Origin of the sequence: Aromatoleum tolulyticum (assembly GCF_900156155.1) — a bacterium.
In the GTDB taxonomy this organism is placed as follows: Bacteria; Pseudomonadota; Gammaproteobacteria; order Burkholderiales; family Rhodocyclaceae; genus Aromatoleum; species Aromatoleum tolulyticum.
Genome location: NZ_FTMD01000003.1, coordinates 88,907 through 109,451, shown reverse-complemented (window position 1 = coordinate 109,451; position 20,545 = coordinate 88,907). Strand labels below are relative to the sequence as shown.

The 20,545-nt window shown below is 67.0% G+C and carries 22 protein-coding genes; 13 read left to right on the top strand and 9 right to left on the bottom strand.

The genetic code is table 11. The features are described 5' to 3' along the window. Positions 1–14: 14 nt before the first annotated feature. From peaB to BW991_RS05490, 7 genes are all read left to right on the top strand, one after another. A complete protein-coding gene (peaB, locus tag BW991_RS05520; RefSeq protein WP_076601107.1) occupies positions 15–1,445 on the top strand; it encodes a quinohemoprotein amine dehydrogenase maturation protein in 1,431 nt (476 codons plus the stop codon). Beyond that, the gene (gene qhpC, locus BW991_RS05515) at positions 1,442–1,762 is read left to right on the top strand and encodes a quinohemoprotein amine dehydrogenase subunit gamma (protein WP_076601106.1); all 321 of its coding nucleotides are present in this window, start codon (positions 1,442–1,444) and stop codon (positions 1,760–1,762) included. The genes peaB and qhpC overlap by 4 nt, the downstream gene beginning before the upstream one ends. Positions 1,763–1,765: 3 nt before the next feature. Further along, positions 1,766–2,863 carry a quinohemoprotein amine dehydrogenase subunit beta gene (gene peaD / locus BW991_RS05510; RefSeq protein WP_076601105.1) on the top strand — a complete coding sequence of 366 codons (1,098 nt, stop codon included), beginning with the start codon at positions 1,766–1,768 and terminating at the stop codon, positions 2,861–2,863. A gap of 278 nt (positions 2,864–3,141) precedes the next feature. Then, positions 3,142–4,860, top strand: coding sequence for an ABC transporter ATP-binding protein (locus BW991_RS05505; protein WP_076601104.1), 1,719 nt, complete (start codon positions 3,142–3,144; stop codon positions 4,858–4,860). Beyond that, positions 4,857–5,552 carry a subtilisin-like serine protease QhpE gene (gene qhpE / locus BW991_RS05500; protein ID WP_076601103.1) on the top strand — a complete coding sequence of 232 codons (696 nt, stop codon included), beginning with the start codon at positions 4,857–4,859 and terminating at the stop codon, positions 5,550–5,552. The genes BW991_RS05505 and qhpE overlap by 4 nt, the downstream gene beginning before the upstream one ends. Further along, positions 5,549–6,451, top strand: a complete 903-nt coding sequence (locus BW991_RS05495) for a hypothetical protein (protein WP_076601102.1) — start codon at positions 5,549–5,551, stop codon at positions 6,449–6,451. Before qhpE ends, BW991_RS05495 begins: the two co-directional genes overlap by 4 nt. A 1-nt stretch (position 6,452) precedes the next feature. After that, a complete protein-coding gene (locus tag BW991_RS05490; protein ID WP_076601101.1) occupies positions 6,453–7,511 on the top strand; it encodes a U32 family peptidase in 1,059 nt (352 codons plus the stop codon). A gap of 878 nt (positions 7,512–8,389) precedes the next feature. Here the strand turns inward: BW991_RS05490 and aspA are convergent. Further along, positions 8,390–9,808: an aspartate ammonia-lyase gene (gene aspA, locus BW991_RS05485; RefSeq protein ID WP_076601100.1), complete on the bottom strand. Its 1,419-nt coding sequence runs from the start codon at positions 9,806–9,808 to the stop codon at positions 8,390–8,392. 161 nt (positions 9,809–9,969) lie between these two features. Between aspA and BW991_RS05480 the strand changes: the two genes are divergently transcribed. Together BW991_RS05480 and BW991_RS23645 are read left to right on the top strand one after the other, a co-directional pair. After that, positions 9,970–10,881: a LysR substrate-binding domain-containing protein gene (locus BW991_RS05480; protein WP_076601099.1), complete on the top strand. Its 912-nt coding sequence runs from the start codon at positions 9,970–9,972 to the stop codon at positions 10,879–10,881. Positions 10,882–11,170: 289 nt separating this feature from the next. Next, positions 11,171–11,434 carry a hypothetical protein gene (locus BW991_RS23645; protein WP_139335902.1) on the top strand — a complete coding sequence of 88 codons (264 nt, stop codon included), beginning with the start codon at positions 11,171–11,173 and terminating at the stop codon, positions 11,432–11,434. Positions 11,435–11,502: 68 nt separating this feature from the next. On the opposite strand, the gene BW991_RS05475 is transcribed toward BW991_RS23645, so the two are convergent. Then, entirely contained in the window at positions 11,503–12,327 is an 825-nt protein-coding gene (locus tag BW991_RS05475) for a hypothetical protein (RefSeq protein ID WP_076601098.1), read from the bottom strand. Between the two features lie 288 nt (positions 12,328–12,615). Here BW991_RS05475 and BW991_RS05470 point away from each other — a divergent pair, with 288 nt between their 5' ends. From BW991_RS05470 to BW991_RS05460, 3 genes are all read left to right on the top strand, one after another. Beyond that, positions 12,616–13,584: a 2-hydroxyacid dehydrogenase gene (locus BW991_RS05470; RefSeq protein ID WP_076601356.1), complete on the top strand. Its 969-nt coding sequence runs from the start codon at positions 12,616–12,618 to the stop codon at positions 13,582–13,584. A gap of 9 nt (positions 13,585–13,593) precedes the next feature. Beyond that, positions 13,594–13,833: a hypothetical protein gene (locus BW991_RS05465; RefSeq protein ID WP_076601097.1), complete on the top strand. Its 240-nt coding sequence runs from the start codon at positions 13,594–13,596 to the stop codon at positions 13,831–13,833. A gap of 84 nt (positions 13,834–13,917) precedes the next feature. Further along, a complete protein-coding gene (locus tag BW991_RS05460) occupies positions 13,918–15,369 on the top strand; it encodes an NYN domain-containing protein (RefSeq protein WP_076601096.1) in 1,452 nt (483 codons plus the stop codon). Between the two features lie 65 nt (positions 15,370–15,434). On the opposite strand, the gene leuE is transcribed toward BW991_RS05460, so the two are convergent. The 7 genes from leuE to BW991_RS05425 form a co-directional block, all read right to left on the bottom strand. Further along, positions 15,435–16,088 (bottom strand): leucine efflux protein LeuE, encoded by a 654-nt coding sequence (gene leuE / locus BW991_RS05455; RefSeq protein ID WP_076601095.1) that lies wholly within the window; start codon positions 16,086–16,088, stop codon positions 15,435–15,437. Between the two features lie 54 nt (positions 16,089–16,142). Beyond that, entirely contained in the window at positions 16,143–16,457 is a 315-nt protein-coding gene (locus BW991_RS05450; RefSeq protein WP_076601094.1) for an MliC family protein, read from the bottom strand. An 85-nt stretch (positions 16,458–16,542) separates the two neighbouring features. Next, positions 16,543–16,992 carry a D-aminoacyl-tRNA deacylase gene (gene dtd / locus BW991_RS05445; RefSeq protein WP_076601093.1) on the bottom strand — a complete coding sequence of 150 codons (450 nt, stop codon included), beginning with the start codon at positions 16,990–16,992 and terminating at the stop codon, positions 16,543–16,545. Positions 16,993–17,056: 64 nt separating this feature from the next. Then, entirely contained in the window at positions 17,057–17,497 is a 441-nt protein-coding gene (gene trxC, locus BW991_RS05440; protein WP_076601355.1) for a thioredoxin TrxC, read from the bottom strand. Between the two features lie 52 nt (positions 17,498–17,549). Continuing rightward, a complete protein-coding gene (locus BW991_RS05435) occupies positions 17,550–18,125 on the bottom strand; it encodes a Tll0287-like domain-containing protein (protein ID WP_076601354.1) in 576 nt (191 codons plus the stop codon). Between the two features lie 105 nt (positions 18,126–18,230). Then, on the bottom strand, positions 18,231–18,431 hold the full coding sequence (locus BW991_RS05430) for a hypothetical protein (RefSeq protein ID WP_076601092.1): 201 nt from the start codon (positions 18,429–18,431) through the stop codon (positions 18,231–18,233). Positions 18,432–18,565: 134 nt separating this feature from the next. After that, complete coding sequence (locus BW991_RS05425; protein WP_076601091.1) at positions 18,566–19,351, bottom strand: DODA-type extradiol aromatic ring-opening family dioxygenase; 786 nt, start codon at positions 19,349–19,351, stop codon at positions 18,566–18,568. Between the two features lie 258 nt (positions 19,352–19,609). Here BW991_RS05425 and BW991_RS05420 point away from each other — a divergent pair, with 258 nt between their 5' ends. Beyond that, positions 19,610–20,536 (top strand): CobD/CbiB family protein, encoded by a 927-nt coding sequence (locus BW991_RS05420; RefSeq protein ID WP_076601090.1) that lies wholly within the window; start codon positions 19,610–19,612, stop codon positions 20,534–20,536. The last annotated feature ends 9 nt before the right edge of the window (positions 20,537–20,545 follow it).

The window sequence follows — 20,545 nt, the reverse complement described above, 5'->3', positions numbered from 1 at the left end:
AAGGAGAAGAGACAATGACTACAACATTGCAGGTACAACCCCACAACTACCGCGCGATCCGCAAGGGCGACCGGCAGGTGCTGCTGCACGTGCCGACGACCTCGATCTTCGAGCTCGATCCGGCCGCGTCCGACCTGCTCGGGTTGTTCGAGTCGGCGCCAGCGGTCAGCGCGGACGACATCCAGGCGCGCTTCGACGGCCGCTACACGCCGGCCGAGCTGTGCGACAGCCTGAGCGACTTCATCGACCTGGGCATCGTCGCGCCGCAGCCCAAGCACTACGAGATCCCGGCGCGCGTCGTCGAGCGTTCGCCGCTCAAGACGCTGGTGCTGACGCTCACGACCGGCTGCAACCTCGGCTGCAGCTATTGCTACCGCGAGGACCTGACCTCGCCGAAAAACTCGGCGGTGATGGACTACCAGACCGGCACGCGCTCGATCGATCTGCTGATGGAGGAGGCGAGCGAGAACGAGCGCGTCGGCATCGTGTTCTTCGGCGGCGAACCGCTGACGCGCATCGCGGTCATCCGCGACCTCGTCGAGTATGCCGAGGAGAAGGCCGCAGCGGTCGGCAAGGAGGTCGAGTTCTCGCTGACGACCAACGCGACGCTGCTGACCGACGAGGTCATCGACTTCCTCGATACGCACCGCTTCGGCATCACCATCAGCATCGACGGCGACCAGGCGCAGCACGACCGCCATCGCCGCACCATCGCCGGCGGCGGCACCTACAAGACCGTCGCGATGCGCGTGAAGCGCCTGCTCGAACGCTACAAGTCCAAGCCGGTCGGTGCGCGCGTCACGCTGGCAAGCGGCAACCTCGACGTCGCCGGCATCTACAAGCACCTGCACGACGAACTCGGTTTCTTCGAGGTCGGCTTCGCGCCCGCGACGGCGGGGCCGGATTCCCCGGTGGGCCTGACCAGGGACGAGCTCGACACCGTCTTCGAAGCGTTCAAGGTGCTCGGCCGCGAGTACGTGTCCGAGGCCAAGCGCGGCAAGCGTCACGGCTTCGGCAACATGCAGCAGCTGATGACCGACCTGTGGATGGGCACGCGCAAGGTTCTGCCCTGCGGCGCCGGCGTCGGCCTGCTCGCGGTCGGCACCAGCGGCAAGATCTCGCTGTGCCACCGCTTCACCGGCTCGGAGCTGGAGACCTTCGGCGACGTCGAGAACGGCATCGCGCGCGACTCGCTGTCGCAGTTCATGACGCGCGCGCAGGCCCCGCACGGCGCCTGCCAGGTCTGTCCCGCGCGCAGCCTGTGCGCCGGCGGCTGCTACCACGAGTCCTATTCGCGCAGCGGCGACCCCTTCCTGCCGACTTTCGAATATTGCGACCAGATCCGCGAATGGACGGCCTTCGGTCTTGAAGCCTTCGGCGAGATCGCGCTCGCCAACCCGGCGTTTTTCAATGGCGCCGTCGAACAAAGGAGTGCCCTGCAATGAAAAGACTGCGAGCCCTGAACCACAAGGCCCATCTCCTCGAACAGGCCGCGACGGACGGCCACCGCGAGGAAGTGCAGCTGATGAGCAGCGTCGTCGGCTGCACGACGACCTTCGACCCGGGCTGGGAAGTGGATGCGTTTGGCGGCTTGGCCAGCCTGTGCCAGCCGATGGAGGCCGACCTCTATGGCTGCACCGACCCCTGCTGGTGGCCGGCGCAGCTCGCCGACAGCCTCAACACCGCGCGCGACTGGACCGACGGCAAGAACTCGGCGCTGCGCGACTGGCGCGAACTGCAGACGCTGTTCCCGGGAGACTGAGCGATGAGGATGCTGTCCATCAAGAAGGCGCCGATGGTAATCGTGGCCCTGTGCTGCGCCGCGGCGTCGCTGCCCGCGCTTGCGGCCGAATACCTGCTGACCGTCACGCGGCCCAACAACCTGCACATCGTCGACCCGGCCAAGCGCGCGATCGTGCGCACGATCAACCTGCCCGGCGACGGCATCCCCGGCGCGATCGCGGTCCCGAAGGACGGCAAGACCGCCTACGTGCTGACGAACCGCATGGAAAGCGTCGTCGGCGTCGACCTCGACAGCGGCAAGCCGGTGTTCCGCGCCGATTTCTCCACACCGCAGCGTCGCGTGAAGGGCTTCTTTGCGGTCGCGGTGAGCGAGGACGGCAAGGAACTCTACGTGCATCAGGCGCCGGTGCAACTGGGGCGCTCCGAGTACAAGGTCGAGGACACCTACATCGCGGTGTTCGACACCGCCGATGGCATGAGCGCCAAGCCGCGCCGTACCTTCCCCGCGCCGCGCCGCATCAGCCTGATGGCCGCGACCGGCAAGCCCGACCACCTCATCGCGCTCGGCTGGGACATGTACCTCTTCAACACGAAGACCGGCAAGCTCGAGCAGACCTTCCCGGTGCGCCACTGGAACCGCCCCGGCATCGGCGAGCCGGATGTGCTCGCGATGTGGGGCACCTTCGAGCAGGCGCGTGCGCTGTCGACGCCGTACTTCGTCGCGAAGACCGACGTCCCGCCGGATTCGCCGGAGGCCTTCAAGGCCGGCATCGCGGTGTTCGACCTCGACTCCGAGACGTTGAAGGTCAAGGAGTTCGAGAACGCGACGACTGCGATGTTTTCCTCGGTCGTGAGCCCGGTCGCCCGCAACGAGGCCTTCCTCGTGATGAACCAGCTCACCAAGGTCGATACCGACACCGGCAAGCTCCTGAAGCGCAAGGATCTGGATCAGACCTACTACGCGATCAACATCTCTGGCGACGGCAAGGAGATCTACGTCGGCGGCGCGCTCGACAAGATCGCGATCTACGACGCGGACAGCTTCGAGAAGAAGGGCGAGATCCAGATGCCGGGCGGGGCGGACCAGTCGATCGGCTGGATGCGGGTCGTGAAGCGCTGAGTGGTGATCGGGATGTCGATTCGCGCGATTCGTGGTTTGAAGCCGCCCCCGACGGGAGGCACTCCGCGCCTCGTTGGACGCGTGGCGGACGCCTCGGCACGAAGCGCCTCCCGTCGGGGGCTGCGCCGCGCGGGTCGGGCACGGTGTGCTGATCGCAACGGACGTAGGGCGGGAACAGCGAAGCGAATCCCGCCGTGCGGCGGTAGGGCGGTCACGCCGGTTTGGCTTGGGCATCGCGCGTTCGGATCGTCGGTCCTCCGGGCTCGGGGAATCGAACCATGATCCGTTTCGACGGAAACCGCCCGAGGCCCGCGCAGGCGCTATCGTGGGCGCTGCCCCTGGTCCGGGAACGCGCCGGATCGGTCGCCATCGTCGTCCTCCTGTCCTGCCTCGGCTCGGCGGCCGCACTGCTGCCGCCCTACCTCACGCAACGCCTCGTGGACGAGGGCATCGTCGGCGGCGAGGTCGAGCTCGTCCTGTGGCTGTGCGCGGCCTTCCTCGTCCTGATGGTCGGAGGCGTGCTCGTCGAGACGCTGTCGCGCCTCACCTATCTGAAACTCTCCGCGCACGTCCTCTTCGGACTGCGCGAGCAGGTCTGGCGTCACCTGCAGACGCTGGCGCCGACGTACTACGCCCGCACGCGTGGCGGGGAGATTCTTTCGCGGCTCGACGGCGATGTCGCCGAGGTGCAGCGCTTCGCGCTCGACGCGCCGATGGCGGTGCTCAACGGCGTGTTCTCGCTGATCGTCGCGCTGGTCCTGATGCTCTCCCTGAGCCCGATGCTCACCGCGCTCGTGTTCGCGCTCGTGCCCTTGCAGGTGGCGGCGCTGATCGTCTCGCGCCCGTGGCTCGAGAAGGGCTCGCAGGCGCTGCGCAAGGAAAGCGCCGCGATGTCGAGCTTCTTCGTCGAGTCGCTGCGCGCGATGAAGTTCATCCAGGCCTCGAACGCCGCGCGGCGACAGGAGGCGGGACTGCGTGCGCATCACGGCGACTACTTCGCCGCGTTGCGCCGCTCGCAGCTCGCCTCGCTCGGCGCCGGCGGCCTGCAGCGCGTCCTGTCGGGCCTCAACGTGCTGCTGGTGTTCGCGGTCGGCGGATCGCTGGCGGCAGGCGGAGAATTGTCCGTCGGCGTCGTCGTCGCCTTCATCGCCTACACGACCCGTGCCGCCGGTCCGCTCCAGACGCTGGCAGGCGTGTTCATGGGCTGGCAGCGCGCGAAGGTCAGCCTGCAGCGCATCCATGAGCTCGCCGCCGAGCGGCCGACCGTGGCTTCGCCGGCCCAGCCGATCCTGCTCGCGCAGCCGGTGCGGGGCGCGCTGCGGCTCGATGCCGTGTGCTTCGGCTATGCAGCCGAGGCCGTGCTCGCCGGCGCGACGCTCGACGTGCCGGCCGGCACCAAGCTCGCCCTCGTCGGTGCGTCCGGTGCCGGAAAATCGACGCTGATCGATCTGCTGCAACGCCACTACGACCCGCAGGCGGGGAGCCTGCTGCTCGACGGCGTGCGCCTTGACCTCCTCGACCTCGTCGAGCTGCGTCGCCAGGTCGTCGTCGTCGACCAGGAGCCGGTGTTGATGCCCGGGACGGTGCGCGACAACCTGCGCTTCGTCGCCCCCGACGCCGAGGAGTCTGCGCTGCTGCGTGCGCTGGACCTCGCCGGCCTCACGAAACTCGCCCACGCCGGCGGCCTCGACCGGCCGGTGGGCGCGATGGCGGCAGCCCTGTCGCGCGGCGAACGCCTGCGCCTCGCGCTCGCGCGCGCGATCCTGCAGGATCCGGCGGTGCTGATCCTCGACGAGACGACCTCCGGCCTGGACCTGCCGGTCGCGCAGGCGATCATGGGCGCGGTCGATCGCGTCTTCGGCGGCCGCACCCGCGTCGTCATCACGCATAACCTCGCGTCCGTCGGCGCGGTCGATCGCGTCGTCGAGCTGCGCGACGGCCGCCTCGTCGAGCCCGAGGCGGCCCGGCCCGCCGCACCGCTGTTGAGGGTCGTATGAGCGTGACGGTCGGCATCATCGACGGCGGCTTCACCGGCGTACCCCCGCACGCATTGCATCGGGCGGCGCACTTCATCCCCGCCGCCGACGGAAGCGTCGGTCGCGAGCCCGCCGGCGGTCGCCCGCTGCCGCACGGTGAAGCGGTGGCTGCGTTGGTGCTCGAGGCCGCACCGGCGGCCCGTCTCATCGACGCACGCATCGCGTCGCACCGGCATGCGCCGTCGCCGGCCATGGTCGCCGCGGCGATCGAATGGTGTGCGGACGAGGGCGCGCGCATCATCAACCTCAGCCTCGGCCTGCTCGAAGACCGCACGGTGCTGCGCCGGGCCTGCACTCGCGCGCTCGCGCAAGGCGTCGTGCTCGTTGCGGCGGCCCCCGCGCGCGGCACGCCGGTCTTCCCCGCGGCCTATCCCGGCGTGCTCGCCGTCAGCGGCGACGCGCGCTGCGCGCCCGGACAGTGGTCGCTGCTCGAGGGCGAGACGTCCGGCGCTGCGGACTGGGGCTGTTCCCCTGCCGGACCGGGAAAGACGGCCGGCGGCGCGAGCATGGCGACGGCGCGCTTCACCGGCATCCTCGCCCGTCATTTCCTGCAATACCCCGCCGCGGACCCGCAAGGGCTCGCGGCTCACCTCGCCGCCCGCGCCAGCTGGCAGGGGCGGGAACACAAGAGAATCGGGGAGATCGATTCATGACAAGCACACCGCGCACCCCCACCCCCGAAAGCGTGACCCGACCGATCGAACTGGGCTTCGCCCTCGTCGACGAACGCGAACTGGCCGCCTTCGCGCGTCACGACCGCCTCACGCGCGACGACTACCTCGACCAGCTCGGTGAAGCCCGCGACTGCGTCACGTTGCCCGAAGACGCCGAGCCCACGCACTTCTTCCTCGGCAGCGAGTTCTGCGAACACCTGCTGCCGAGCGTCGAATCGGTCGATCGCGCCGTCGTGCTGTGCGAGCGCTGGGGCCTCACCTTCGGCCTCGTCACGCCGATCGCCTGCGACGGCCTGTTCGACCCGCTGCGCGCCGCGCTCGCGCGCCTGCCGGCGGGCTCCGAAGTCACCATCAACGACTGGGGCGTCGCGCGCCTCGTGCAGCGCGAATTCCCGGCGCTGCGCCCGGTCGCCGGACGCCTCCTTGGCAAGATGCTGAAGGACCCGCGCCTGCCTTCGGCGACCTGGGCGCGCATGTATCCCAACGGCCTGCGCGCCGGCCCCTTCCGCGACATCCTCGACGGGCTGGGCATCGGCCGCCTGGAACTCGACTTCCCGCCCTTCGGCGCCGCCGACATGTACGCCGGCATCGACTTCCCCATCGGCGTGCGCGCGCCCTACGGCTACATCGCCAAGGGCCGCATCTGCAAGCTCGGCTCGCTGTCGCTCGACACGCCGGAGAAGTTCTCGCCCGGCCACCAGTGCCGCCGCGAATGCCTCGGCTTCAACGAAGTCGGCGCACGACCCGGCACTCACGAACTCCCCACCTCGCAGCGCGGCAACACCATGTACTACCGCCATGCGAAGGGCATGGCCACGGCGGTCGCCGAAGCTGTGAACAACGGCTGGGTAAGCCGCATCGTTCTCTCGGGAGCCTGACATGAAGATAACAGCCCCCATCAGCACCCCCGCCGAAGTCGAGCCGCTCGTCCGCGCCGGTGCCCGCGAACTCTACTGCGGCGTCGTGCCGCCCGACTGGATCCAGCGCTTCAACACCTCCGGCGTCAATCGCCGCGTGTTCGGCAACCTCAACGGCTACGCGGACCTCGAACGCGTCGTCGACAAGGCCACCGCGCTCGACGCCGAAGTCTTCCTCGTCCTCAACGCCCAGCAATACGGCGAACAGCATCTCGACGCCCTCACCGAGATCGGTGCGCGCTTCCGCAGCATCGGTGGCAAGGCCGCCATCGTCGCCGACATCTCGCTGATCGCCTCGCTCGCCGCGAACGTGCCGGACCTCGATATCCACGTCAGCTCCGTCGCCACCTGCCGCAACGTCGAATCCGCTCGCTTCTTCGCCGCGCTCGGCGCGAACCGCATCATCCTGCCGCGCGACGTCACGGTCGCCGAAATCGGCACGATCACGCAGGCGCTGCCCGAGCTCGACGTCGAAGCCTTCGTTCTCAACGACGGTTGCGTGTTCGAGGAAGGCACCTGTCACACCGTTCACCTGCCGATGAACAAGGGCGGCCCGATCTGCATCGACAACTATCAGTTCGAGTATCGGACAACTGAGCGGGCGACCGGCGGCGGCAAGCCGCAGGAGCGTGCGCTGCGCCGCCTGGAGCAGAACGACCTCGATTACAAGCGCTGGCTCTGGTACCGCTTCGGCAACGGCTTCTCGGTCGCATCGAACGGCTATCCGTGGGGCCCCTGCGGCCTCTGCGCGATGCCGGCGACGCATGCGGCGGGCGTGCATTCGGTGAAGATCGCCGGCCGCGAGGGCGCGAGCGAGCGCAAGATCAAGAGCGTCGAACTCGTCGCCCGCGTGCTGGAGCGGATCCAGGCGGGCGAGCCGGAACACCGGGTGCGCGAGTTCGCCGTCGGCCTGCGCGACGCACCGAGCCACTGCGCCAGCGGCTACATGTGCTACTACCCCGAGGTGAGGAGCCGGCAGACAACCGGCGATGCCGAAGGAAAGCTCCTGACGGCCGTCTGAACCGGCCGGTGCAAAAAAAAGCCCGAGCTCTGGAGAGGGCTCGGGCTGGAATCCACACCAAAGGAGGAGAGGGTGGAGGAGACAGTTGAAATACTAAACCAAATAGGTGCGTAGTTCAATAATAAGCCTGTGAGATGTTCTCATGCGGTTATTTACGGGACAAATGGCCGGCATCGCCTCGGTCGCGGGTGACGGCCCGCATTGCACAGTCCCGGCTATCGCGCCGACTCTTGGATGCCGGATTCGGCTGCCTGGCCGACCGCACGAACTGCGCACCCCTGCGCAAGTGACCGACCCCGCAAGTCGTTGATCAGCCCTGTCGGCGCCTATCGACCGGCGAAAAAGAAAAAAGCCCGGACCTTTGACGGTCCGGGCTAAATCCACACCAAAGGAGGAGGGTGGAGGAGACGGTTCAAATCTTAACGATCACGCTTGTGCGTTGCAATAAATTTGTACGACAAATTTTTTTATCACGCGATCAGGTGCCCGAATGCTCCATGGCGGCCGTCATGTTCCCGGCAGTCGGCGCAATGAATGCACGCGTATGCCGCCGAGTTCGGCGCGCGATGTTCCAGGGACGGGGGCGGTTGGCGATCGCGTTCCGGCACTGGTTGCCGAAAGTTCGTGCGCCGGAAAAGAAAAAGCCCGAGCTCGGTTGCGGGCTCGGGCTAAATCCACACCAAAGGAGGAGGGTGGAGGAGACGGTTCAAATACTAGCGAACCGGCTTGTGCGACGCAATAATAATGCGCTATAAATTTTTCTATTCGACGATCAGATCTTCATATGGCTGCACGGCGGCTGGGATTTCACATCGGGTCTTATACAAGACTTGTATTGTGCAGTGCGGTATCAATCGTCTTGCGGGAGCGCCGTCGGGTCAGGCCAGCCCGACCAGTGCGCGCGGTTGCGTGAGCACTTCGGGTTTCAGGATCTCGTCGAGCTGAGCCCGCGTGAGCAGTCCCTTGTCGAGCACCAGTTCATACACGCTGTGCCCGCCGGCCAGCGCTTCCTGCGCGATACCGGTCGCGTTGCCGTAGCCGATGTAGGGGTTCAGCGCGGTCACGAGGCCGATCGAGTTTTCCACGCTCCGGCGCAGGAACTCGCGATTCACGGTGATGCCCCTGACGCAGCGCTCGGCCAGCGTCAGGCAGCCCGCGCGCAGGTGGGTGACGCTCTTGAACAGGCTGTGGGCGATGATCGGTTCGAAGGCGTTCAGCTGCAGCTGGCCGGCTTCCGCGGCGAACGAGATCGTCATGTCGTTGCCGATCACCTCGTAGGCGATCTGGTTCACGACTTCCGGGATCACCGGATTCACCTTGCCCGGCATGATCGACGAGCCGGCCTGGCGTGCCGGCAGGTTGATCTCGCCGAAGCCCGCGCGCGGCCCCGAGGACAGCAGGCGCAGATCGTTGCACACCTTCGAGAGCTTGACCGCGACGCGCTTGAGCACGCCCGACAGCTGCACGAAGCTGCCGCAGTCCTGCGTCGCTTCGACCAGGTTCGGCGCCGTCAGCACCGGGATGCCGGTGATCTCCGCGAGGTGGTGGCGCACCAGCGCGGCGTAGTCGGGGTGTGCGTTGATGCCGGTGCCGATCGCGGTGGCGCCGAGGTTGATCTCGCAGATCAGCAGCACCGCCTCCTTCAGCCGCTCGATGTCCTCACCGAGCATCACGACGTAGGTCGAGAATTCCTGGCCGACCGTCATCGGCACCGCGTCCTGCAGCTGCGTGCGCCCCATCTTCAGCACGTCGGCAAACTCGACCGCCTTCTCGTGGAACGCGGCACGTAGCACTTCCATCGCCTCGATCAGGCTCAGGATGCCTTCGTATCCCGCCAGCTTCAGCGCCGTCGGATACACGTCGTTGGTGCTCTGGCTCATGTTCACATGCTCGTTCGGGTGCAGGCGGGCGTAGTCGCCCTTCGCGTGACCCAGCAGTTCCAGCGCACGGTTCGCGATCACCTCGTTCGCGTTCATGTTGGTCGAGGTCCCGGCGCCGCCCTGGATCACGTCCACGACGAAATGCTCGTGCAGTGCCCCGGCGCGGATTTCCTCGCAGGCGCGGACGATCGCGCCGGTGCGTTCGCCATCCAGCAGACCGAGTTCGCGGTTGGTCAGCGCCGCAGCCTGCTTGATCGCGGCGAGCGCGCGCACGAGGTCGGGATAGATCGAGATCGGCGTGCCGGTGATCGGGAAATTCTCGACCGCGCGCAGCGTGTGGACCCCGTAGTAGGAGTCGGCGGGCAGGGAGCGATCTCCCAGGAGATCGTGTTCGGTGCGTTCTGTTGTCTGCGACATGTTTCCTCCGGTGTGTGGTGCGACGCATGGATGCTACGGACGCACAAAGGATTGCGTGTCATGCCATGCAAAAAACGCATAACATCCCCAAGGAACCCGAATAGAGGGCGCGGCGACAACTCGCCGGAAGCCGCAGGACGGAAACCGCAGGAGCGCTCAACGTGCAGATAAAATGGATCGAGGACTTCCTGACGCTCACCGATGCGCGCGCGTTTTCGCGTGCTGCGGAGCGCCGCAACGTCTCCCAGCCCACCTTCAGCCGCCACATCCAGGCGCTGGAAGACTGGCTTGGCGTCGAACTGATCGACCGCCGCGCGCAGGGGGTGCATCTCACTGCCGCCGGGCGGATCTTCCGCGGTTTTGCCGCGGACATCCTGCGGCGCACCTACGACATGCGCACCGTGCTGCGCGGGCAGTCCCCCGGCAACGTCGACACCGTGCGCTTCTCGGTCGCGCACACCCTGTCGCTCACCTTCTTCCCGCGCTGGCTGGGGCAGCTGAAGGAAGCGCTGGGCAACGTCGTCGCGCGCGTCGGCGCGGTGAATGTGCCCGAGGGGGCGAGCGCGCTGATCGAGGGGGCCACCGATCTCCTCATCGCGTACCACCACCCGCAGCTGCCGATGCTGCTCGATCCGGTGCGCTTTCCCTACATCGCCCTCGCCACCGACCGCATGCTGCCCCTGTCGGCGCCGCGCGCAGACGGCCGGCCGCGCTACAAGCTGCCCGGGCGGGCCGAGGCGGCGGTGCCCTTCCTCGCCTATTCGTCAGGCACCTACCTCGGGCACGTGGTCGAGATGATCCTGCTCGGTGCGAACGAACGCTGCCATTTCGACCGTTCCTTCGACACCCACATGTCGGAGGCGCTGAAAGCGATGGTGCTCGAAGGGCACGGGCTCGGCTGGCTGCCGGAGAGCTGCGTCGGCCGCGAACTAGCCGAAGGACGCCTGGTGGAGGCCGGCCCCGAGCGGTGGACCTGCCCACTGGAGGTCCGCCTGCACCGCGCCGCCGACAACAGCAACCCGATGGTGGACAAGATCTGGGCCCTGCTGAACGCACCGCAGCGAGCGGCCTGAGGGACATTCTTGGACGCAGAAAAGAAAAAGCCCGAGCGGTTTAGGCTCGGGCTTAAATCCACACCAAAGGAGGAGGGTGGAGGAGACGGTTCAAAGCATACGGTACCGTATGTTGCGATGCAATAAGTTTGCCCTTTAAATGTTTTTATCGGGCGATCAGAATCACCTATGTGTCCGCAAGGCGACGCAGGCGACGCGTACGGGGCGAGCAATCGCCGAGGGACGCCGGAAAAGAAAAAAGCCCGAGCGCGGTTGCGGGCTCGGGCTAAATCCACACCAAAGGAGGAGGGTGGAGGAGACGGTTCAGACTTTATTGGAAGAGCTTGTGCAATGCAACATTGTTGACCCCAAAATATTTTTATATTTAGATTATTTGGCTAAATACATAAGAAAAATCAGCCAATTGAAAGCGCGTTTCAATGCGCTGGGCATGTTGCGCTGCCGTGTTGGTAACTCGAACATCGACCGCCGGATCGGGGTGTCAGCTGCCACGCGCGTTGCCGTGCCGTTCGCAGGCCGGCCCGGCAATAAAGGGATGCAATCCGGCCCCTAGATGACATCGAGGATTGCCGGCAAGCCGCGGAATTTCCCTGTGCGCCGGAAGTGAACGGGCATACGCGGTCAGCGCAGCAGTGACGACACGAGCGAGAATTCATTGAGCGCGGCCACGATGCGCGCCTGCGAATCCGCCCCGCCGTTGCCGAGCGAGGCGAGGGTGAGGAGATCGGTGAGGCCCTGCAGGCCGCTTTGCGAGGAATCGCTGTTGTCGTCGAACAGGCCGAGCGTCAATTGCAGGGACGAAAACTGGAGCTGCGCCGCGAGCAGCGAGGTCACGCTTTCGTTCGACGCGGTGAATTCCGTCGCCACTGTCGCGAATGCCTCGGCCGCGCGCGCAAGCAGGGAGAAGCTGCCTGCGGGGTCCGCCTCGAAGGCCGCGCGCAACGCCTCCATGTCGATGCTCAGGCTGCCGCCGCTGCCGGGAAGCAGCGCTGGCCGCAGTTCGATCCCGAGGTCCGACAACTGCGTGAGGGCCGAATCGCCGTTGTCGAAAGCCTCGTCGACGCGCGCCTGGAGGTCTGCGGACAAGCGCGCCGCGGGCGCGGAAGTCGGGACGGTGCCGAACAGGAAATTCTGTTCGCCGAGGCTGCCCTGCAGGTTGTTGAAGCTGTCGACGAAATACTGCGCCTCGGCGGCCAGACTGCCGAAGTCGGTGCCGAAATTCTGCCCGATACCGCTGTCCGACGATCCGGGGCGCAGCACCGAGAGGCGGTTCTCGAAGCTCGCGACAGCCGACAGGAGCTGACCGAAACTCGACAGGTCGACGATCGTCGAAGAGCCCGAGAACAGCGACAGACTGCCCGCCGTTGCGGCGAAATTCGTCGAAACGGGACGAAGGGCGCTTGTGCCGAAGAGGCCGAGCGCCGAGGTCAGGGGCAGAATGCTCACGTGGCGGACTCCCGCACTGCGGCGATCCGCAGTGGATCGCATCCGTTGGAGTGCGCGTGCAGGCCCAAGGTTTCCGGCGAGGGCCAGCCCGCACTGGCGGCGAAAGACCGTATCGTTGGGGTTGCGCCCGATCCCCTCGAGCGCGCCCTGCGGGTATCGTTCGGGGTGCGTCCGGGTGGGGTGAGCGCGCAGTGCCACCGCATCCGTCGCCGCAGACGATCCCGGATGCGGCCCGATGCGCCCGGAACCTGACCGAAACCACAGCCAAGAACGAGCAGGATGAACAACATGACCCGACCCCGACTCATCGTCACCCGCCGTTGGCCCGCCGAAGTCGAGCGCGCACTCACCGAGCGCTTCGACGTGCGCCTCAATTCCGACGATCACCCGTTCACGCGCGACGAGATGCGCACGGCGCTGGCTTCGTGCGACGCGCTGCTCGCCACCGTGTCCGACCGCATCGACGCCGACGTACTCGGCACGGCACCGACCGCCAGGCTGATTGCCAACTACGGCGTCGGCTACAGCCACATCGACATCGACGCCGCCAGGGCCCGCGGGATCGCGGTGACGAACACCCCCGACGTGCTCACCGACTGCACCGCCGACCTCGCGATCACGCTGATGCTGATGGTCGCCCGGCGTGCGGGCGAGGGCGAACGCGAGGTGCGCAGCGGCAACTGGACCGGCTGGCGCCCGACGCACATGATCGGCACCAAGGCGAGCGGCAAGACGCTCGGCCTCATCGGCATGGGCCGCATCGCCCGCGCGGTCGCGATGCGCGCGCAGCACGGCTTCGGTATGAAGATCGTGTTCTTCAACCGCAGCCGCGTGCCGGCCCAAACGCTTGCCGGGCTCGACGCGCGGCAGTGCGATTCGGTCGAGGAAGTCCTGGCCGAGGCGGATTTCGTCTCCCTGCACTGCCCGGGCGGTGCGGCGACGCGCCACCTGATCAACCGCGAACGCCTCGCGCTGATGGGCCCCGACGCCTTCCTGATCAACACCGCGCGCGGTGAAGTGGTCGATGAGGCTGCGCTGGTCGAGGCGCTGCGCAACGGCACGATCGCCGGCGCCGGGCTCGACGTGTTCGAAGCCGAGCCCAAGGTCAGTGAGGGCCTGCTCGCACTGGAAAACGTCGTCCTGTTGCCGCACCTCGGCAGCGCCACGCGCGAGACGCGTGTCGGCATGGGCATGCGCGTGCTCGAGAACGTCGACGCCTTCTTCGCTGGCCGCACGCCACCCGACCGCGTCGTCTGAGGGGCGGCCGTGAAGCTCTCCCGCCTGTTCCAGCCGCGCAATCCGGCGTTCTGGGTGATGATCGCGCTCAACGTTCTGTCGTCGGCGTTCGCGTGGATCCTGCGCACTCATCCGCTCAATCCCCTCGGCCTTGCCGTGGTCGCCGGCCTCGCCCTCGCGAACGCGATGCTCGGGATGTGGTTTGCATGGCGGCTGGTGCGCGAAGATGGCGACAACGACCGCAAGGGCGGCGCGGGCCGCGGCATGTGACGCGCATCGCCGCTGCAGGAATGGCTATCATGTGCGCCTTGGGCGGTCCCTGCGGCCGCGCCCGACACACCACCGGAGAACCTTATGGCTTCAGCCCATGACAACGTAAGCATGGCGGTGTTCTGCGATTTCGAAAACGTCGCGCTCGGAGTGCGCGACGCGAAATACGAAAAATTCGACATCAAGCCGGTGCTCGAACGCCTGCTGCTCAAGGGCAGCATCGTCGTCAAGAAGGCCTACTGCGACTGGGAGCGTTACAAGGGCTTCAAGGCCGTGATGCACGAGGCCAACTTCGAGCTGATCGAGATCCCGCACGTACGCCAGTCGGGCAAGAACTCCGCCGACATCCGCCTCGTCGTCGATGCGCTCGACTTGTGCTACACGAAATCGCACGTCGACACCTTCGTCATCATCAGCGGCGACTCCGACTTCTCCCCGCTGGTGTCCAAGCTGCGCGAGAACGCCAAGCAGGTCATCGGCGTCGGCGTGAAGCAATCGACTTCCGACCTGCTGATCGCCAACTGCGACGAATTCATCTTCTACGACGACCTCGTGCGCGAGAGCCAGCGCGCGGCCAAGCGCGAAACGCGCGAAGCCCAGCCCTCACCGAAGCGCTCGCCCGAAGAGGAAAAGCATCGCAAGGACGAAGTCGAGGCGCGCAAGCGCAAGGCCATCAATATCGCCGTCGAGACCTTCGACGCCCTGGTGGCCGAACGCGGCGACAGCGGCGTGCGCATCTGGGCATCGATGCTGAAGGAGGCCATCAAGCGCCGCAAGCCCGACTTCAACGAGTCGTACTACGGCTTCCGCGCCTTCGGCAACCTGCTCGAGGAAGCCCAGGCGCGCGGTCTGCTCGAGTTCGGCCGCGACGAGAAATCGGGCGCCTACGTCTATCGCGGCAACCGTGCGGCAGTGGCGGAAGCGGTCGCCGAGGCGTCTGCCGCCGTGGAGCAGGGTGCCGCGCTCGAGGTTGTGCCCGCGGCGGGCGAACTGGCGCATGCCGAAGCTGCGTCCGCGACGGCGGCGGAACGTCCGGCGGGCGAAGAGCCTTCGGGCAGGCACGAATCCCGCCGCAAGCGCGGCGGACGCAAGTCCGGCGCGAAGAAGGCGGAGGCCGGGGCGGAAGGCGGACGGGCGGAAATGCAGGCGGCTGCCGAAGCCGAACCAGAACGCCCGCTCCAGCCCGAGCCCGTTACGTCCGTGCCGGTGCAAGCCGAACAGCCGGTCCCGGCCACTGCGACGATCGCTTCCGAAGCGGAGCAGGCTGCCGCGGCGCAGGCAGAGCCTGCCAAGGCAGGGGCGCGCCGGTCGCGCCGCGGCAAGACCTCCGCCGCGAAGACCGAATCGGCGAAAACCGAGGCGGCAAACATGGAAGCCGCAGCCCCTGCTCCGGCAGCCCCGGTTCCCGAGGCCGCTCTCGCGCCCGAGCCCGTGACGGTCGCCGGTGCGGAGGAGGCAGCGGCCAAGCCCGCCGCCCGCAAGAGTGCACCGCGCGGCCGTCGCCCGCGCAAGACCGAAGCGCCGCAGAACGGTTGAACCAGGCAAGGCGGCCGGCCGCCACGACGGGCGGGCCGGCCCCTGGCGCTACATTGCGAGGGGAATCACCCCAGCGTCGCGTTCGCCAGTTTCGCGCCGAAGCCGATGAACAGCCCGCCGACCCCGCCGGTCGCCGCCGCGGACAAACGCCGGCGACGGCGGAACTGCGCCGCGAGGTGGGCGCCGCCGAAAATCAGCGCCGACAGGTAGATCGCACTGCACACCTGCACGATCGTGCCCAGGATCGAGAACGACAGCACGGGATAGGCATAGCCGGGATCGACGAACTGGATGAAGAAGGACACGAAGAACAGGATCGCCTTCGGGTTCATCAGGCTGATCACCAGCGCCGTGCGGAAGGGCCGCGTCGCATCGGCGGGTGCCGGCTCGGGCGCTGCCGTGCCCGCCGCCTTGTCGCGCCAGCCGGCGATCGCCGAGCGCAGCAGCGCGAGTCCCACCCATGCGAGATAGGCGGCCCCGGCGTACTTCAGCACCATGAACAAAGCGGGCGTCGTCTGCAGCAGCGACGCGATGCCCGTCGCGGAGAGAACCATCAGCACGGTGTCGCCGAGGAAGATGCCGCACGCGCCGCGATAGCCCGCCGCAACGCCCAGGCGGGAGGCGACCGACATCACGTACAGCGAGTTCGGTCCCGGCAGCAGCACGATGAAGATCGTGCCGAGAATGAAGGTCGTCAGGTCGGTTACGCCGTAAAACATGAGCCAGGTCTCCGCCGGTGAATCGTTAATCTTAACGCGTTCGCGCGGCGAGGTTCATTCGCGCGCGCGACAGTTTTCGTACATGCCGGCACCCTGCATATCGACGCGCGCCGTGTTGCCGTGGCGCCACAGCGTCAGCGCCCCGCATCCGTAGCGTTCGCCGCTGTCGTCGGTGGCCTCTTTCATCAATCCGAAGCGCATTCCGTCGATGTCGATCGCCGCGTCGCCCCACGGATGATAGATGACCGAAAAGCCCTTGCCCGCGTCGCAGGCATAGGCGACGGGGCGCGCTGCGGGCGGCGTCTGCGCGCAACCGGCGAGGAACGCGGCGATGAGGAGGGCGGGAAAGGCAAGCGTGCGGGCGGTCATGAGAACTTCCTGCGGGTATCACGCGAGGTGAGTGGTGAGCGAGGCCTGTGTCTCCCGGCGGTGCCGCCGGGCGTGGCAGAAACATTCATGTTGCCGGCGCGATGCGCATCGGGATGGTGACCGGACCGTCATTGACGAGATGCACCTGCATCTCCGCGGCGAATTCGCCAGTCCCGACCTGCTCGTGGGCTTTGCGCGCCTCGGCGACGAAATGATCGTACAGCGCGCGCCCTTCGTCCGGCGCCGCCGCATTCGTGAAGCTCGGCCGGTTTCCGCCCGTGGTGTCTGCAGCGAGGGTGAACTGGCTGACGATCAGCAGCCCGCCCTGCACGTCCTGCACCGAGCGGTTCATCTTGCCGGCCTCGTCGGAAAAGATCCGCAGCTTCAGGATCTTGCCCAGCAGCTTGTCCGCTTCCGCGCGACGATCACCGCGTTCCGCGCACACCAGCACCAGCAGGCCATGACCGACCGCGCCGGTAATCCTGCCGTCCACCTCCACGCGTGCTTCCGACACACGCTGCACCACTGCCAACATCAGCTTCGCCCCTTCACTTTCGGCGGGTCTCGGCGCCCGCCGCGCCCCGCCCTCACACGCGCGCTCAGAGTTCGTGGCTGCGCGCCCAGTGCGCGATCGCACCTGCATTCATGGCGCCCGACTGCCGTGCCACTTCCTGTCCGTTGCGGAACAGGATCATCGTCGGGATGCTGCGGATCCCGAAGCGTGCGGCGAGCTCCTGTTCTTCCTCGGTATTCACCTTGGCGAGGCGCATCTGCGGTTCGAGCATGCGTGTCGCCTCCTCGAAGGCCGGCGCCATCATGCGACAGGGGCCGCACCACGGCGCCCAGAAATCCACCAGCACGGGCAGATCGCTGCGTTCGACATGGAGCGCAAAATTCGTGGTGTTCAGTGTCAGCGGCTTGTGCGCGAACAGCGGTGCATGGCACTTGCCGCAGTTCGGCTCGTCGTTCATGCGCGCCGCCGGCACCCGGTTCAGCGCATCGCAATGCGGACAGGGCAGAGTCAGGGGATCGACCGACATCATCAACTCCATTGCCGGCGGGAGGGCCGCCCGCCGGTTTCATCTCGTGTGTTTACAGCGGTTTCGTTGCGACGATGGCCCCGCGGATCTGCCCTTCACTGTACCCCGTCGCACGATCCTGCGGGTAATGTTCGGCCAGGCGCGCCTTCACCGCAGCCGTGAGCTTGTCCTCGGGGCCGTGGCAGTTCAGGCACAGGGCTTGTGTCGGCAAAGCCTTGGCGTAGCGGAACGCGCGCGTGCCGTCGGCCTGTTCGACCATCTCGCCCTTCTCCAGTTTCGACGGGTTCTCGCCCGCCGCCGCGCGGCGATCGAACTCCGCCAGCGTCGCCCGTTCCCATGCGTCCGGCGTTGCGCGTTGAGGATTGCGCGCCTTCAGCGTCACGCGCTTCAACTGCCAGCCGGTGCTCGCCCCGATCTCCTTGGCCATCTTCGGCGCCATGTCGCGGCACACGGGAATCGCGCCCTCCGGGCCACCCTTGGCAATCTCTTCGTTGAGCGCCGTCACCAGCCGCGGCGGCAGGCTCGTCGCGGCAGCGCGTGCCTCGGTCATCAGGGCGAGTTCCTGTGCCAGGGCGGGCAGCGCCGCGCTCGCAATTGCGGCCACCAGGGCCAGACGTCCGATCGTCATCGCCATCCCCTCATTCATATAGAAGCAATATCTTATATTAACGCGGATGGGAATGATGGACTGGGTCTCGGTGCGGGCGGTGCCTCTCGCGGAGGAAGGGTGCGACTATCTGTTGCGCCCGGTCAGTACCCAGAGCAGCAGAAAGCACCCGACGACGAGTGCGCCAATCCCCGCCTGGAGCAGCGTGCCGACCTGGAGTCCCCCGATCCAGAACTTGCCCGACACCCTCGCGACGCCCGCGATCACGCACAGGGTGAGCCCACCAAGCCCGGAAAGCCTGCCGGCGAGCAACAGCAAACGATCCATGGCGACTCCCCCCGTCGTGTGCGCCATCGTGCCGGCAGCATGCCGTCGATGTCAGGCGATTAAACTCCCGGAACGCCGCTCAGGCAAGCATTGTCCGGCGTTCTTGCCGGTGGCATCGAACCGCCCGCTTTCCATCAGCTTGCGCCGAACACGTAGGCGTCCATCGCCAGTATGCCGTAGCGCACGTCGGCGGCAGCGAGGCGCCGTGCGTCGGCGCGCATTCCGGCGGCACCGTGAGCGAACATCAGCGGCATCAGGTGCTCGTCCGTCGGGTGGGCGCGCTCGGCGTGCGGCGCGCGCCGCCGGTAATCGAGCAGGGCGTCGACGTCGCCGGCGGCGAGCGTATCGGCGATCCATTGCGCGAAGGCTTCGACGTAAGGTGCCGTCCCGTCCGCGGCGCCCGTGAACTCGTACAGGTTGTGCGTGAGGCTGCCCGATCCGACGATCAGGACACCTTCGTCGCGCAGCGGCGAAAGCGCCCGGCCGAGGGCGTGGAACGCGCTCGCCGGGCGGCCCCCCGGCATCGAGATCTGCACAACCGGTACGGCGGCATCCGGATACATGTGCAGCAGGGGCACCCACGCGCCGTGATCCAGCCCGCGGTGCGGGTCCGGACGTGCATCCACGCCTGCGGCGGCGAGCAATCCGATCGCACGGGCGGCGAGCGCCGGATCGCCGGGCGCCGGGTAGCGCAAGTCGTACAGGGGCGCCGGGAAGCCGCCGAAATCATGGATCGTCTCCGGCCGGTCGCTCGCCGTCAGGGTCACGACCGGACTCATCCAGTGCGGCGAGGCGATAAGGATCGCGCGGGGCTGCGGTATCGCCTGCGCAAGGGCGGCAAGTTCGCGTCCGGCTTCTCCAGGCTCCAGTGCGAAGGTCGGTGCTCCGTGGGAAACGAAGAGGGTGGGCATCGTGCTCATGTGGACTCCAGTGCGTATCGGGAGCGGCCGTTCCAGCCCGATCCCTTTAGCTGCAGTCTATGGGGCTCCCGCGGGCCGATAAACCGGCAGCGGCGGCACGCACTGTTCAGAGATCGGCAACAATCGTGCGTCCGCTGTTGCCCTGGCGGCCGTTTGGGTTTCGCGGGCGCCTCTTCCGCATTGCACAATCGCGTCGTGCTTTTATGGTATCGTGGCCGGATATCACGGGCCCGGACCCTTTCTTCAATCGCAATACGAATGACGCTTCTTTCGCTGATTGTTGCGCTGCTGCTCGAGCAGGTACGACCGTTGCCGGTGCGGCAAATCGTTCTGGATCCGCTTCATCGCCTGTCGGGTGTCCTCGTCGAGCGCTTCAACGACGGCCAGGCCCGCAACGGCGTGGTTGCGTGGCTGCTCCTCGTCGTCACGTTGGTCGCGGGCGGCGCGCTCGCCTTCTTCCTGTTGTGGCTCGTCCATCCGCTGCTGGCGGTATTGTTCAACATCGCGGTGCTCTATCTGACGATGGGTTTCCGCCAGGAAAGCCACTTCTTCACGGACATCCATCTCGCCCTGCGCATGGGGGAACTCGATCGCGCACGTTCGCTGCTGGGCGAGTGGCGCGGCGGCCAGTACATCGGTGCGAGTTCCTGCGAGGTCGCGCGGCTGGCAATCGAGGAAGGGCTCGTCGCCGCCCACCGCAACGTGTTCGGCGTGATCTTCTGGTTCATCGTCCTGCCGGGACCGAGCGGCGCCCTGCTGTACCGTCTTGCGCGCTTCCTCGGCGAGGAGTGGGGCGAGCGCAACGATGCCGAGTTCGGCCAGTTCGGGCGCTTCGCACGCAAGGCGTTCGAATTGATCGACTGGCTGCCCGCGCGCCTGACCGCCGCATCGTTCTCGGTGGTGGGCGACTTCGAGGATGCCGTGTTCTGCTGGCGCACCCAGGCGATGCTCTGGGCCGACAGGGCGTCCGGTATACTGATTGCGGCAGGTGCGGGTGCGCTTGGTGTGCGCCTCGGCATGCCAGTCCATGAATCCGGCGAGATCGTCGAACGACCGGAAATGGGTGTCGGTGAAGAAGCCGATGCCGACTACATGCAGAGCACCGTGGGCCTGATCTGGCGCGCGCTGGTGCTTTGCTTGCTGATGCTGGCCCTGCTGGTGATTGCCGGCTGGGTTGGTGCCTAACATCCAGGA

Excerpts from the sequence above, each read along its gene's own strand:
- peaB (WP_076601107.1), top strand. The coding sequence starts at position 15 with ATGACTACAACATTGCAGGTACAACCCCACAACTACCGCGCGATCCGC.
- qhpC (WP_076601106.1), top strand. The coding sequence starts at position 1,442 with ATGAAAAGACTGCGAGCCCTGAACCACAAGGCCCATCTCCTCGAACAG.
- peaD (WP_076601105.1), top strand. The coding sequence starts at position 1,766 with ATGAGGATGCTGTCCATCAAGAAGGCGCCGATGGTAATCGTGGCCCTG.
- BW991_RS05505 (WP_076601104.1), top strand. The coding sequence starts at position 3,142 with ATGATCCGTTTCGACGGAAACCGCCCGAGGCCCGCGCAGGCGCTATCG.
- qhpE (WP_076601103.1), top strand. The coding sequence starts at position 4,857 with ATGAGCGTGACGGTCGGCATCATCGACGGCGGCTTCACCGGCGTACCC.
- BW991_RS05495 (WP_076601102.1), top strand. The coding sequence starts at position 5,549 with ATGACAAGCACACCGCGCACCCCCACCCCCGAAAGCGTGACCCGACCG.
- BW991_RS05490 (WP_076601101.1), top strand. The coding sequence starts at position 6,453 with ATGAAGATAACAGCCCCCATCAGCACCCCCGCCGAAGTCGAGCCGCTC.
- aspA (WP_076601100.1), bottom strand. The coding sequence starts at position 9,808 with ATGTCGCAGACAACAGAACGCACCGAACACGATCTCCTGGGAGATCGC.
- BW991_RS05470 (WP_076601356.1), top strand. The coding sequence starts at position 12,616 with ATGACCCGACCCCGACTCATCGTCACCCGCCGTTGGCCCGCCGAAGTC.
- BW991_RS05460 (WP_076601096.1), top strand. The coding sequence starts at position 13,918 with ATGGCTTCAGCCCATGACAACGTAAGCATGGCGGTGTTCTGCGATTTC.
- leuE (WP_076601095.1), bottom strand. The coding sequence starts at position 16,088 with ATGTTTTACGGCGTAACCGACCTGACGACCTTCATTCTCGGCACGATC.
- BW991_RS05450 (WP_076601094.1), bottom strand. The coding sequence starts at position 16,457 with ATGACCGCCCGCACGCTTGCCTTTCCCGCCCTCCTCATCGCCGCGTTC.
- dtd (WP_076601093.1), bottom strand. The coding sequence starts at position 16,992 with ATGTTGGCAGTGGTGCAGCGTGTGTCGGAAGCACGCGTGGAGGTGGAC.
- trxC (WP_076601355.1), bottom strand. The coding sequence starts at position 17,497 with ATGTCGGTCGATCCCCTGACTCTGCCCTGTCCGCATTGCGATGCGCTG.
- BW991_RS05435 (WP_076601354.1), bottom strand. The coding sequence starts at position 18,125 with ATGACGATCGGACGTCTGGCCCTGGTGGCCGCAATTGCGAGCGCGGCG.
- BW991_RS05430 (WP_076601092.1), bottom strand. The coding sequence starts at position 18,431 with ATGGATCGTTTGCTGTTGCTCGCCGGCAGGCTTTCCGGGCTTGGTGGG.
- BW991_RS05425 (WP_076601091.1), bottom strand. The coding sequence starts at position 19,351 with ATGAGCACGATGCCCACCCTCTTCGTTTCCCACGGAGCACCGACCTTC.
- BW991_RS05420 (WP_076601090.1), top strand. The coding sequence starts at position 19,610 with ATGACGCTTCTTTCGCTGATTGTTGCGCTGCTGCTCGAGCAGGTACGA.